This window comes from Lysinibacillus sp. BNK-21 (assembly GCF_048684915.1).
GTDB classification, from domain to species: domain Bacteria; phylum Bacillota; class Bacilli; order Bacillales_A; family Planococcaceae; genus Lysinibacillus; species Lysinibacillus capsici.
On the sequence record NZ_JBLQTS010000001.1, the window covers coordinates 223,511 to 236,474 of the forward strand.

Genomic DNA, 12,964 nt, shown 5'->3' on the forward strand with positions numbered 1-12,964 from the left:
GAGAACTGATTGAAAAAAAGCTTGCAAATCGGTGGTGCCTATGTGGGGATTATCGTTGGAGCAGGATTTGCATCAGGGCAGGAAATTGTCCTTTATTTTACAAGCTATGGCTTTAAAGGAATATATGGAGCATTGTTAGCTATGGTTGGTTTCTCAATTGTTGGAATGTGTGTTGCTCAAGTGAGCTCTAAGCTTCGCACATCGTCCCATAAGGATTTGATTTATCAAATTTCAGGGAATACTATGGGCTTTGTCTTGGATTTAGTGCTATCACTCTTTTTATTTGGTGTAGCTGTCATCATGTTTGCTGGCGCTGGTGCAACATTTCAGCAAATGTTTGGACTGCCTATTTGGCTAGGGAGTATTTGTATGATCTTGCTTACAGTAGCCACTGTCATGATGGATGTGAAAAGCATCATTAATATCATTGCACTAGCAACCCCCTATCTACTAACCGTTGTCTCCATCATCGCTATCTATGCTATTGCAACGATGGATTTTACCTTTGCAGAGCAAGCTGTTATTGCTCAACAGGCTCAAATAAGTGAGAAAAGTTGGTGGGTAACGGCTTTATTGTACATGTCGTTCAATGTAGGGGTTAGCTTCTCTTTACTGACTGTTATGTGTGGATCCATACGCAATCATAAGGTAGCTGGCATGGGTGGTATAATTGGTGGGATTTTGTTAGGTGCTTTAATCTTACTTGTGAATTTCTCCCTTTTAGCAAAGATGAATATCATTGTTGGATTAGACATTCCGATGCTAGCGTTAGCGAATGAAATTCATCCGATTGTTGGAGTATTAATGACTATTTCTCTTTTGGGAATGATTTATAATACGGCAGTAGGGATGCTATATTCCTTTATGGTAAGGTTTTTCGAGCCTAGTAGAGCAAGCTTTAGGATTGCAGTTATATTTATAGGTGGTCTCGGTTTTCTAGCAAGTCTTGTAGGGTTTACAACGCTAGTAGCTAAACTATATGCAGTGATGGGCTATGTTGGGTTAGTATTAATCATATTCATTATTTCTGCATGGTTAAGAGGCACTAAAAAAATTATCTAATATAGAAATGGTAATTGAGGGATAGATTTTATTCTCAATTACCTTTTTATTTGGATAAAAATATTGTAGAAATAGTGAATTATTTCTGTTGATTAATTTACGGTAATGCTGATATTTCGTTAATTTGGCATATTTTTTAGTTAATCATTAATAAAACGAGAATAATTCTCATTTGCTGGTTGACTGAGAATAAAATCATGCTTATAATGGAAATCGTGAGTAATGATAATCATTTTCACTAATAAGTGAGTTACACACAAAAATGAAATCTACCGGGGATTACTATGAAAATAAGATATCTTTTAACAGCAACTGTTTTGCTGTCTATTGTGTCGCTCTTTATCGGAGTAGTAGATATTAAGCCTAGCGACCTATTAGACTTCCAATCAGAAGAAGCTAGACTATTTTTAATTAGTCGTGTACCTAGACTTGTTGCAATCTTGCTAGCGGGTGCAGGTATGAGTATTGCTGGTTTAATTATGCAAAGCTTAAGTAGGAATAAATTCGTTTCACCAACAACAGCTGGTACATTAGATGCCACACGGTTGGGTGTATTGATTTCCATGATGTTCTTTACGAACGTTACGTATTTCCAAAAAATTTCCTTCGCTTTCATATTTGCTTTAGCCGGCACATTACTATTTATGCAAATATTAAACCGAATTAAGTTTAAAGATGCGATTTTTATACCGCTTATTGGCTTAATGTTTGGGAATATTTTGTCCTCTGTTACAACATTCTTTGCATATAAGGCGAATATTATCCAAAACATTTCTGCATGGTTACAAGGAGATTTCTCATTAATCATGAAAGGCCGTTACGAACTGTTATACGTAAGTGTACCAATACTCATTTTAGCTTACATTTACGCAAATCGTTTTACAGTAGCTGGGATGGGAGAGGATTTTGCAAAAAATCTTGGTCTATCCTATAAATTTGTAGTCAATTTAGGCTTGGTGTTGGTAGCTCTTATCTCCACAACAGTGGTGTTAACAGTCGGTATCATTCCATTTCTTGGTTTGATTATTCCGAACATTATTTCCCTGTTTAAAGGTGATAATCTGGCAAAAACCTTGCCGCACACAGCATTACTTGGTATGTCATTCTTGTTATTCTGTGATATTTTAGGACGAGTACTGATTTTCCCTTATGAAATACCAATAAGTATGACTGTTGGTGTAATTGGAAGTGCCATCTTCCTATTCATGTTGTTTAGGGGGAGAGCATATGCGTAATCGTACAAAAATGTTCATTTTACTAGGTCTCGCTGTTATAGCAGTTGTTCTATATTTATTTTGGGAACTCAATGGTAATTATCACTATGCTTTTCCACGCCGTGTCATAAAGGTTGTGGCAATGGCATTAACGGGTATAGCGATTGCCTATTCAACAGTAGTTTTCCAAACAATTACACATAATCGGATTTTAACCCCAAGTGTCATGGGTTTAGATGCTTTGTATATGTTAATTCAAACATGCATCTACTTCTTCTTTGGCTCTACATCCATATTAGTTATTAATATCTACTATAATTTTACGCTTGCAATTGGGGCGATGATTCTATTCGCTTTAATTTTTTACCGAGTATTGTTTAAAGAAGGAAAGCGACCGATTTATTTTTTACTGCTTGTTGGAATGATTGTTGGTACGTTTTTAGGAAGTATTACGACGTTCTTCCAAGTATTAATAGATCCGAATGAATTTTTAGGCTTACAAAGTAAAATGTTTGCAAGTTTCAATAATGTTAATTCAGATTTAGTTTGGCTAGCAGGCGTTATCATTTTAATAACGTTTATCTACGGTGCTCGTCACATGAATCAATTAGACGTCATGTCTCTAGGACGAGACACAGCTATAAATTTAGGTGTACCTTACGATAAGCTGGTACAACGTATGTTAATTTTAGCTTCAATTTTGATTGCTGTTTCAACAGCGCTTGTTGGTCCGATCACGTTCTTTGGTTTAATCGTTGCAAATTTATCATATCAGTATTTCAGAACATACAAGCATTCCATCTTAATTACTGGCTCCTGTGTAATGAGTGTTGTAGCTTTAGTCGGTGGACAGTGGATGGTTGAACGTTTATTTAGTTTCACTACTACACTGAGTGTCATTATTAATTTTGTGGGTGGGGTTTACTTCATCTACTTATTATTAAGAGAAAGTAGGTCAGCAGGATGATACAAGTCAAAGAAATTACAAAGTTTTTTGGTAAAAAACCTGTCGTTCAAGATGTAAGTGTTGATATTGTCTCAGGAAAAATCACATCGTTTATTGGACCGAATGGTGCAGGGAAGTCCACGCTACTTTCTATGGTGAGTCGTTTACTGAATGCAGATACTGGCGAAGTACTACTCGATAAGGCAGATGTACGTAGCTGGAAATCAGATGATTTCGCTAAACGTGTATCGATTTTAAAGCAATCAAACTTTATGAATGTTCGTCTAACGATTCGTGAGCTTGTATCTTTTGGCCGTTTCCCTTACTCAAAAGGACACTTAAAACCTGAAGACGAAGAAAAAGTGGATGAAGCTATTCGCTATATGAATTTAGAAGATATGCAACATAATTATTTAGATGAGCTTTCAGGTGGTCAACGTCAGCGTGCATTTATCGCAATGGTTATTGCCCAAGATACTGAATATATCTTACTGGACGAACCATTAAATAATTTAGATATGAAGCATTCTGTCCAGATTATGAAGATTTTACGTAAGTTGGTTGATGAGTTAGGCAAAACAGTGGTTATCGTTTTACACGATATTAATTTTGCTTCTGTTTACTCTGACCATATTGTTGCATTAAAAGATGGCCGTGTTGTTAAAAATGGTCCTACAAATGACATTATTAACTCACATGCATTGAAGGAAATTTATGATATGGATATTCCTGTTCAAGAGCAGGATGGCTGTCGAATTTGTGTTTATTTTAATTCGTAAAAATAGTTCCAGATGATGAACATCTAACTATCAAATCATTTAATTAAAGGAGAAATTTCACAATGAAAAAATGGAAATTACTTACGGTATTAATGGCAATGATGCTATTAGTATTAGCTGCTTGCGGTTCGAAAGATGAAGCAAAAGAAGATGATAAAGGTACTTCAACTGACAAACCAGCTGAGGAACAAAATGAAGAATCATCAGTATATCCACTAACAATTCCAGGTAGCACAGTTGAAGGTCGTGACGGTAGTACAACATTTGAAGAAGTAACACTTGATAAAATGCCAGAAAAAGTTGTCGTTTTTGATAATGGTTTCTTAGATACATTAGATGCTTTAGGCGTTAATCCTACAGCAGTGGTACAAGACTCATTACCAGCATATTTAAGCAAGTTTAAAGATAGTACTTATGTAAACGCAGGTACATTATTCGAGCCTGATTATGAAAAATTATCTGAAATTAACCCAGATATTATTTTCATCTCTGGTCGTGCTTCAGCAGCTTATGCTGAATTATCTAAAATTGCTCCTACAGTATACATTGGTGTAGATAATACTAACTTCTTAGAGTCATTCAAAGCTAATACAGAATTAGCTGGTAAAATCTTTGGTAAAGAAAAAGAAGCGGCAGATGCAATTGCTGCATATGAAGCAAAAGTAGAAGAAGTAAAAGCTAAGGCTACTGCAACAGAAGAAAAAGCGTTAATCGTTTTAGGTAGTGAAGGTTCATTATCAGTATTCGGTCCTGGTTCACGTTTCGGTGTGATTCATGATGTATATGGTGTAAAAGCTGTAGCTGAAGCTAGTGGCTTCAAAATCGAATCACATGGTGATAATGCAAGCTTTGAATTTGTGCGTGAGAAAAACCCAGATATCTTATTCGTTATTGACCGTGACGCTGTTGTAAATGAAAACGGTGAATCAGGTACTAAAGCTGCAATTGAAAACGAAATTGTAAGTGCAACAAACGCTGTGAAAAACGGTAAAGTATTCTACTTAGATCCAGAAATTTGGTACCTTTCAGGTGGCGGTTTACAATCAGAAACACAAAAAGCTGAAGATGTATTAAAGGCGTTCAACTAATATGTTTGTACAAATTAAACGTATTGTTGTGACGGAAGGGAATTCGGATAAGGTTGTGGAACGTTTTGGTGCTAAGCCAAACGGTCCCTCATTACTTGAACAACAACCTGGCTTCATTGATAAGCAGGTACTTGTAAAGAAAGTTCGCCGCGGTGATGAAGAAGTGCTAGTGATGGTTCGTTGGGAATCAGAAGAAGCATGGAAAAATTGGGAGAAGAGTCCTGAGCATATTGCAGGCCATAAGGCAAGTGCAGGTAAACCGAAGCCTGATCATATCATTGAAAGCGGACAAGAAGTTTATTATGTAAAAGGTTAATCATCTAAAGGTGTCTCAAGGGATTGAGACACCTTTTCTTGTTGTATATTTTGAAAACCCCTTGCTATGCGAGGGGTTCCAAAGAGCTTCTAGCTATGGACAAGAAAAAAACCCCAGCCGTACAATGAAATCAGGTCTGGTCAACCGACTTCGTACGAAAGGGGCTCCAAATGGATAATAAAAGTTTAGCACACACGACATGGAATTGTAAGTATCACATCGTCTTTGCGCCAAAATATAGAAGGCAGATTATTTATGGACAAATCAAAGCAGATATAGGTAGAATTCTTCGCCAGTTATGTGAAAGAAAAGGAGTAGAAATCATTGAAGCCACAGCCTGTCCTGATCACATTCATATGTTGGTGAGTATTCCACCAAAAATAAGTGTTTCATCGTTTGTGGGTTATTTGAAAGGGAAGAGTAGTTTAATGATATTCGATCGGCATGCGAACCTGAAATACAAATATGGAAATAGGAAGTTTTGGTGTCGCGGATATTATGTAGATACAGTAGGACGAAACAGAAAAATCATACAGGAATATATAAAAAATCAATTGCAAGAGGATATTCTTGAGGATCAAATGACCATGAAAGAATTCATTGATCCATTTACAGGAGAAGAAATACAAGCAAAAAAGCGAAAATAATAAAACCACTTTAGTGGTAGCGTGAAAACGGAGTGCGGTTGGCGGACCTTTCAGTGTGTCTTTAGACATGGGCCAGTACCCCAGCGTTTCACGCGTAGAGCAAACCACCAGTTAGACTGGTGGTTCTGATTGTTGAAAAAAGAATGTCACTAGCAGAAAAAGCCCTTTTAGCAAGGTGAGGGGTTGATTTCCGTTCCGCCAGCGTCCTTTCCAGGGGGCGTCCGATGAGCCGCTTCACTCACTTGCGCTCGCTCCAGGGTCTCCTCAGTGACGCTAAATCCCCTAGGAGTGACGTTGGCTCCACTCCAATCAACCATTCTGCAAAGTGTCTTTACTTTTTTCATAGTAGCATAACAATCAAATAGCCCATTATCTGTATTCTTAGAGGGGATAAGCTCTTATTTTCAATGTGGAGAAGTGATGCGTGACAACACCTCTTCATAAAGAGTAATGAACACCTTCACTTTATTTGAATACCTTTGCTAAAAAGCGGTTTATAGTGGTGGGCTACTGGACTACCATGGAATAGCGAGACAGGCAAAACTTTAAACGGAGCAGTAGCGGAGGAAGCGATTCGGCGCTCGCCTACAGGAAAGCAAGTAGCCTGCAACGGAAATTCATTTTCATCTTTTATAAAAATGCTATTGATTGCTTTGTTTATCAACACTATGTAGAGATGTCGTTTTATTACTCAAAAAGCAGGTCACAATCAGTGTGACCTGCTTAGCTAGGGGTATAGGTTAATGTGTAATAGATGGTTTTCTCCATTTACTAAATGTCGAATCCATATTAAAGGATATGGTGTTCTCATTAATGGACAAGCCTGAGATACTGGTATTACAGAGCTCATCCAAACTATCAGAATGATTGTTATTATTAGATGCATTAGCCGCTATTACTAGCCCTCTTGCATTAATAATTGTGTCATGTGGCGTTACATACACTATAGGGGAATCTATATTTAATCCAAAAGTGAAAGGATTGACTAATGACATAGTAGAAATACTTTCGTTTGATATTCTAATAATGCCATATTGCTCAATATAATAATCTCTTTTTTGTTGAAATGTATCCTCAAATCCAGGAATATCACTAATATATTTTGAATAGGGTGAAATATTTTTATATGCAGCCAGTGTATCTTGATAGGCTTTTACTTCAGATTGAATAATAATTTGTTCAATTCGTCGTTGATCATTGCTAGGCTGTTTAATTGTAATTTCTTCAGCTGAGACAGAGATATTACATGAAAAAGTAGCCGTAAGTATGAAAACAGTTTCATTCAATTTTAAGTCACTCCCAGTACAAAAAGATTTCATGTTCATCAATCTATCCTGACTTTATAAATATATTTTATTGCTAATCTAAGCGTAACATCTGTTAGAGCGCCATTTCAATGGTAAGTTTACGCCACTTTAATGGCGGTACTTGGTTCTCTACCGCCATTTTTTTAGTAATAATTAGCAAAAATCTGGCGTGATTTGTATGAATAACGCCATTTTTTGGCGGTCTCTCTCTTTATAAAGGAATTAATGGTATTTAATGTATTATATAATTGCGTGACTAGTATTAATTCCCACTAATCTATATAATATCTATTAATACACTAGATAGGAGAGAGGACTATTGAAGGATTTAGATGTGCGCATCAATGAATCATTAGACATCCTTATAGAAAATGAGCTATTACTTGGACCAGAGCTAAAATTAATGCTAAAAAGCTTTAAAGAAGAAAAAACAACAGTAGGTTTTTCCTTTGGTAAAATGTGTTTTTGGCATTATGAAGCATTTTCAAGTAGTATAAATCCAGATATCTACAAGGTAGCTGCTGCAATTGAACTTTTAATACTGTCTTTTGATATTATTGATGATCTGCAGGATAAAGATTCAGACTATAGTTGGAACAAAACACCTGAATTATCATTAAATGTTGCTTTAGCTATGCTGGTCATGGCATCTAAAACAATAGATGAAACCTCTTTTGAACATAAAAGAGCGGCTATAAAGCTAGTTGATGAATACGCATTAAAAAGTATAAATGGACAGCAATTAGACTTATTAAATAGTTGTCGCGATGAAGATTCCTATGTAAAAATGATTACCTTGAAATCCGGCTCATTAACAGCGATGGGTTGCTTGGTTGGCGAAGTACTTGCAAAAGGAGAAATATCTCAAGAAGTAGAGGAATATGGGAAATACATAGGGATCATCCAACAAATTAAAAATGATATTCAAAGCTTAAAGGCGTGGGGTCCTAAAAATGATCTGCTAAATAAAAGGTATTCTCTTCCTATTATTTATCTATTATCACAGAAAAATGATGTTTCAAAATCTGTTTCTAGCTATTATAATAATGATATAGTTACAGATTTGGATAATAATGCAACAGAAGACGCGTTGACAAATGGTGGGGCGATACGTTATGCCATTACCATAAAAAACGTCTATAAATTTAAAGCATTGAATTACCTGGAAAATGTAGCTATAAATCAGGTAGGTAGAGAATACCTACAAAAACTATTGAAATGAGGAGAGATAAGAATGATTAATGTAATCCAATATTTAGAGCAAAATCCAAGCCTAGTTGCACTATTAAAAGATCAAAAAGCCTCATTAGTTGGAGTTTCATCTGTAGAGCAAACAGCAATTTTAGAAGCGTTTAACGGTGAAATGAATACAGAAAGTGATATTTGGAACTAAGAAAGTTGCGAAGTAAGTTGTTTTGGCCCGCTATAATTCTCTATTTAATTATTGGTTTTTATTTAAATTATGTGAATTATAGCGAGCCTTATATACAGATTGGGGTAGAAGAAGAGAATGACAAATGGGTCATTTCTCAACTTTATTATAAAGACTGGGCAGAGGGTCAAAATATTTCTGTTGGTGATGCAATTTTAACTGTAGATCATGAACCCATCAATGAATTAAATCAACTGAGATATAAATCTAAAATTTTATCTGCTAATGAAATAACAATACTGAAGCCCGATGGAGATCTAATCAATATACATATTAAGCATTTGGATATCCCTCAACAATTTATCTATGTATTAATCATTCCAGCTTGTTACTATTTATTAACATTATTTATAGCGTTTTATTTACATTTCAAACAAAGGAATACAAAATTAGCTGACTTACTAATTCTTTTTATGTTAACGGTTTCTTTGGCCTATGTAAGTAGTGGTGTCTCTGGTAGAATGGATACGATTGGCATTATCGTAAATCGAAGTAGTATGCTGTTATGTTTAGTTATACTGTTACATTTTTTGAGAAATTATTATTCATTTGTGAAAACAAATTGGGTGTTTACAAATAATATCAAGCTCTTTTATATACTTCCTTTCATAGCTTTTGTATTAGGATGTATGGGTACTATTTATCCTGCTTCAAATGATATTCTTTCCAATGTTATATTGGCTATTTTCTTTATTCTCCTAGTGATCATCCTTAGTATTTTATTAATAAGCTATTTTAAGTACAGCTCACCTCAGTTGAAAATTTTATTAAATAGTATATTAATTCCGTTTCTACCATTTCTTTTTTTATATGCACTCCCTAAAATTTTTTTTCATACGTATATACTTTCATCTGAGATAAGCTCATTATTTTTATTGCTTATACCCTTTAGCTTTATTTTTACGCAATTAGCAGAGAGATTATTTGATATTGAGTACCATATTACAAGATTACGTTATTATGTTATATTCTCTTTAATCTTTACTGTTTGGTTTACAGTGGGACTATATTTTATTGCAGGGCGTTATTTAACCATGACGGTTATGTCAGGGGTATCTTTCTTTACATTTTCTTCATTAGTCATACTTTTTTACGTAAAAGAGAAGGTCGATTATCGCAAGCGGAAAATATTATTTTCCACAAAGGGTGACTATATTCATCAGCTATATACAGCCGTAGATAAAATTGGGAAAACAATTAAAATTGACGAACTTTTAGAAAAGTTTGCTTATGAGGTTTCCATGCATCTGGAGTTAGAGGATGTTTTTGTCTTAACATATAACTATGACAAAAATGAATTCATACCAATAGCTGGTGAAAGTATTACGATAGATCCTGACATAATGGAAGATATCAGATTAGGTGAAATACGCAAAATTGACAAAGTTTATATAGCATTCCTCCATCAGGATGCACATTTTAAAAGAGCTTTAGTGCTAGGGCATAATAATACAATTCATTTAAAAGATGAGGAGCTTTTATGGCTTGAACTGCTCTTATTATATGTAAATAATTTTATTGAAAATACCAAGATGGTGGAAGAACTGCTAGAGGAACTAAAGCATATGAAGCAAGCTGATGATGGTCAGTTACCATGGCTGAATAAGCTATTATGGCTAAGATTTGAAGAAGAAAAATACCAGTTAGCTCAAGAGTTACATGACACCAATTTACAGGAGCAACTTCATATAGCCCGCGAGGTGGATGTCCTAGTAAATGCAAAAAATACAACGGATATTCAAGAAAAGCTTGCGAAAATTCATAAACAAATGGTTGCATCCTTACATGAATTACGTACTTATTGTGAAAACCTAAAACCACCGTTATTAGATACATTAGGTTTAAATGCAGCTTTGGAAAAATTGATTCGGAAAGTTCAAGAAAGAGCTAACTTCGTGCTTATTTACACCATTGACCGTCTTTATTTAGAGGATGAGCGTATGAATTTAATGATTTATCGTTTATTCCAAGAGTTACTTAATAATGCGTTGAAGCATTCTTATGCAGCATCAGTTGAAATTCACTTAAAAGAAATGAACGATGGTTTCGAAATTATTTATAAAGATGATGGTGTAGGCTGTAATGTAGAGGACATTATAGTAGCCGAATCAATGGGCATTCAAGGCATGCAAGAGCGTGTAAAAGCGTTTAACGGACAATTTACTATTGACTCGAATATCAATGAAGGGATGTTTATTAGAATCATGGTGAAAGAAGGGAGTGAAACACTTGATTACGATGCTCATAGTGGATGATCACCCTATAGTGTTAGAGGGAACTAAAAATTTATTTCAAGAGAATGAAGATATTATCATCGATACGGAAAGTGATGCAACTTGTGTCATTCAAAGGATAAAGAATAAACCGTACGATATCTATCTAATAGATATCAATATGCCATTAGAAAATGGAATTAACCTAGCCCGTAATATCAAGGCTATTCAGTCAAATGCTTCAGTTATTCTTTACACAGGTGATGATATTACGGATTATTATCCACTCATTTTAGAAAGAAAAATAGAAGGTATTTTAGCTAAAACAGCTTCGAAAGAGCAAATATTAAGAACAGTAAGGGCAATTGCAAACGGTGAAATTGTTTTACCTAAAAATTTCTTAGATTTTCTGGATGATAAATTTAAACTGCAAGGTGCTAAAGATATTCACTTAAATGAAAAGGAAAAGAAAATTCTAAGACTCATTGCAGAGGGCCATACAAATAAAGCTATCGCTATTGAATTAAATATTCCTCAACGTACAACGGAAAGATATTTAACTCAACTCTTTTCTTTGTTAAATGTAGATTCACGAACAGAAGCTGTAAATCTTGCAGAGAGAATGAATTTACTCTAAACTATTTCTATGTTATACTGTTGGTATATTTTTCAATTAATAGGGGGCATTATGGGAATTAAATATCCTATATATTTCCTTAGTAAAATAAAACCATATCCCTGTACTAAATTACCTATAAAATATGATAGACACCGCCAAAAAAGTGGCGGTGTTTTTTTGTAACCGCCAAATCACGCCAAAAACTTGTCTGAATCACGCCAGAAAATTGGCGTAAACCCGAAGTTGAAATAACGGTATAACTACTGGTACGCTTAAATTAACAGTGGTTAAGTAGATTTGCTTTAGTGAGTAATATATAAATCATTTTATTAAATAAGCAGCCTGACTATCTATGAATAAAGTAGCGTTAGTAGATTGTAGAATGTTACTAGCTAGTCAATATACTTCACCATAAAACTTTATAAAGGTAGGCGTGTATTGTGAAAGTAGAACTTGAAAATTTGTTTTCCATAGATGAAACTAGTCAAGATCAAGTTATTAACGTTTATAATCGTCATGGTATTGCTATTGGTGCGCCTGAATTGAGAAAAAGAAACTTAAAAACTAAATTTAATCCTATTTTTACATTAAATGAAGATGTAACATACGAGCAGGTAACAGCTTTATATGAGTCATTAGAGCGTGAATTTGGAATCGTTTCAATTGGAGAACGTTTTTATTTTGAATTTTCAGATTTAGAGTATGAACGAGCACCATTATTTACTTTAAATTCAACAGGTAATTCACCAGAAATGTTCTTAGAAGATAAGGGGACACTATTTTCTTTGAGTACACATTGTAAGTGTTGTGGGCTCATGGATAAAGAGCAGTTATCACCAATAGTTATCGATACTACGCAGATGAAAGATCGTCATTTAGTGCATGTAAATGGTTATTGGGTAGCTTCTGAGGAACTAGTATCATTAATGAAAAGAGAAAAACTAGAAGGCTATGAGCTTTTAGAGGTGATCCATCAAGGTCCGGAAGAAGGCAAACAGCCAGCTTATCAAATTATTCCTATACAAATGCTCCCTGAGTGTAGTAAGGACAGGGTTAAATTATACTTTGCAACTGAGCAACCTCCGTGCAGTTGTGGTTTAAATGGTGTCATTAATGGTCCTGATATTTATCATCATGAAGATTTGGAAAACTTAAAAGGGGATGTTTTCTACTCAGCCGAGTGTAGTCATGATGGAAGATATCTATATAGAAAGACTTTGTTTAGTAAAAGATTTAGAGAAACTATTATAAAATATGGTATTTCACGTGAGGTTAGAGGAGAAAAGGATGCAAACTTTGGTCCAAAAGATTGGCTTTTTGATCCAGTGCTAATTAAGTAGT

General features: G+C 34.8%; 13 protein-coding genes. 12 read left to right on the forward strand and 1 reads right to left on the reverse strand.

All coding sequences use genetic code 11. The features are described from left to right. Positions 1-9 precede the first annotated feature (9 nt). The 7 genes from ACMGGO_RS01140 to tnpA all read left to right on the forward strand — a co-directional run bounded on the left by ACMGGO_RS01140 (position 10) and on the right by tnpA (position 6,052). Positions 10-1,062: a hypothetical protein gene (locus tag ACMGGO_RS01140; protein ID WP_054549616.1), complete on the forward strand. Its 1,053-nt coding sequence runs from the start codon at positions 10-12 to the stop codon at positions 1,060-1,062. A gap of 284 nt (positions 1,063-1,346) precedes the next feature. After that, complete coding sequence (locus ACMGGO_RS01145; protein ID WP_048394199.1) at positions 1,347-2,297, forward strand: ABC transporter permease; 951 nt, start codon at positions 1,347-1,349, stop codon at positions 2,295-2,297. Beyond that, positions 2,290-3,243, forward strand: a complete 954-nt coding sequence (locus tag ACMGGO_RS01150; RefSeq protein WP_004231949.1) for an iron chelate uptake ABC transporter family permease subunit — start codon at positions 2,290-2,292, stop codon at positions 3,241-3,243. The genes ACMGGO_RS01145 and ACMGGO_RS01150 overlap by 8 nt, the downstream gene beginning before the upstream one ends. After that, on the forward strand, positions 3,240-4,001 hold the full coding sequence (locus ACMGGO_RS01155) for an ABC transporter ATP-binding protein (RefSeq protein WP_048394201.1): 762 nt from the start codon (positions 3,240-3,242) through the stop codon (positions 3,999-4,001). The genes ACMGGO_RS01150 and ACMGGO_RS01155 overlap by 4 nt, the downstream gene beginning before the upstream one ends. A 62-nt stretch (positions 4,002-4,063) precedes the next feature. Next, positions 4,064-5,089, forward strand: a complete 1,026-nt coding sequence (locus tag ACMGGO_RS01160) for a siderophore ABC transporter substrate-binding protein (RefSeq protein ID WP_054549615.1) — start codon at positions 4,064-4,066, stop codon at positions 5,087-5,089. A 1-nt stretch (position 5,090) separates the two neighbouring features. After that, positions 5,091-5,405: an antibiotic biosynthesis monooxygenase family protein gene (locus ACMGGO_RS01165; protein ID WP_054549614.1), complete on the forward strand. Its 315-nt coding sequence runs from the start codon at positions 5,091-5,093 to the stop codon at positions 5,403-5,405. Positions 5,406-5,575: 170 nt separating this feature from the next. Next, the gene (gene tnpA, locus ACMGGO_RS01170; protein ID WP_115673398.1) at positions 5,576-6,052 is read left to right on the forward strand and encodes an IS200/IS605 family transposase; all 477 of its coding nucleotides are present in this window, start codon (positions 5,576-5,578) and stop codon (positions 6,050-6,052) included. A 740-nt stretch (positions 6,053-6,792) separates the two neighbouring features. On the opposite strand, the gene ACMGGO_RS01175 is transcribed toward tnpA, so the two are convergent. Next, the gene (locus ACMGGO_RS01175; protein WP_103118905.1) at positions 6,793-7,338 is read right to left on the reverse strand and encodes a hypothetical protein; all 546 of its coding nucleotides are present in this window, start codon (positions 7,336-7,338) and stop codon (positions 6,793-6,795) included. A gap of 340 nt (positions 7,339-7,678) precedes the next feature. On the opposite strand from ACMGGO_RS01175, the gene ACMGGO_RS01180 reads away from it, so the two are divergent. From ACMGGO_RS01180 to ACMGGO_RS01200, 5 genes are all read left to right on the forward strand, one after another. Beyond that, positions 7,679-8,581, forward strand: coding sequence for a polyprenyl synthetase family protein (locus ACMGGO_RS01180; RefSeq protein WP_066038010.1), 903 nt, complete (start codon positions 7,679-7,681; stop codon positions 8,579-8,581). Positions 8,582-8,593: 12 nt separating this feature from the next. After that, complete coding sequence (gene comX / locus ACMGGO_RS01185; protein ID WP_054549612.1) at positions 8,594-8,752, forward strand: competence pheromone ComX; 159 nt, start codon at positions 8,594-8,596, stop codon at positions 8,750-8,752. Continuing rightward, complete coding sequence (locus tag ACMGGO_RS01190) at positions 8,743-11,046, forward strand: sensor histidine kinase (RefSeq protein WP_233436267.1); 2,304 nt, start codon at positions 8,743-8,745, stop codon at positions 11,044-11,046. Before comX ends, ACMGGO_RS01190 begins: the two co-directional genes overlap by 10 nt. After that, on the forward strand, positions 11,030-11,641 hold the full coding sequence (locus ACMGGO_RS01195) for a response regulator transcription factor (RefSeq protein ID WP_225341057.1): 612 nt from the start codon (positions 11,030-11,032) through the stop codon (positions 11,639-11,641). The genes ACMGGO_RS01190 and ACMGGO_RS01195 overlap by 17 nt, the downstream gene beginning before the upstream one ends. Before the next feature lie 422 nt (positions 11,642-12,063). Continuing rightward, complete coding sequence (locus ACMGGO_RS01200) at positions 12,064-12,963, forward strand: hypothetical protein (protein ID WP_048394215.1); 900 nt, start codon at positions 12,064-12,066, stop codon at positions 12,961-12,963. The last annotated feature ends 1 nt before the right edge of the window (position 12,964 follow it).

Coding starts and splice junctions, on each gene's coding strand:
- ACMGGO_RS01145 (WP_048394199.1), top strand. CDS start 1,347: ATGAAAATAAGATATCTTTTAACAGCAACTGTTTTGCTGTCTATTGTG.
- ACMGGO_RS01150 (WP_004231949.1), top strand. CDS start 2,290: ATGCGTAATCGTACAAAAATGTTCATTTTACTAGGTCTCGCTGTTATA.
- ACMGGO_RS01155 (WP_048394201.1), top strand. CDS start 3,240: ATGATACAAGTCAAAGAAATTACAAAGTTTTTTGGTAAAAAACCTGTC.
- ACMGGO_RS01160 (WP_054549615.1), top strand. CDS start 4,064: ATGAAAAAATGGAAATTACTTACGGTATTAATGGCAATGATGCTATTA.
- ACMGGO_RS01165 (WP_054549614.1), top strand. CDS start 5,091: ATGTTTGTACAAATTAAACGTATTGTTGTGACGGAAGGGAATTCGGAT.
- tnpA (WP_115673398.1), top strand. CDS start 5,576: ATGGATAATAAAAGTTTAGCACACACGACATGGAATTGTAAGTATCAC.
- comX (WP_054549612.1), top strand. CDS start 8,594: ATGATTAATGTAATCCAATATTTAGAGCAAAATCCAAGCCTAGTTGCA.
- ACMGGO_RS01195 (WP_225341057.1), top strand. CDS start 11,030: ATGCTCATAGTGGATGATCACCCTATAGTGTTAGAGGGAACTAAAAAT.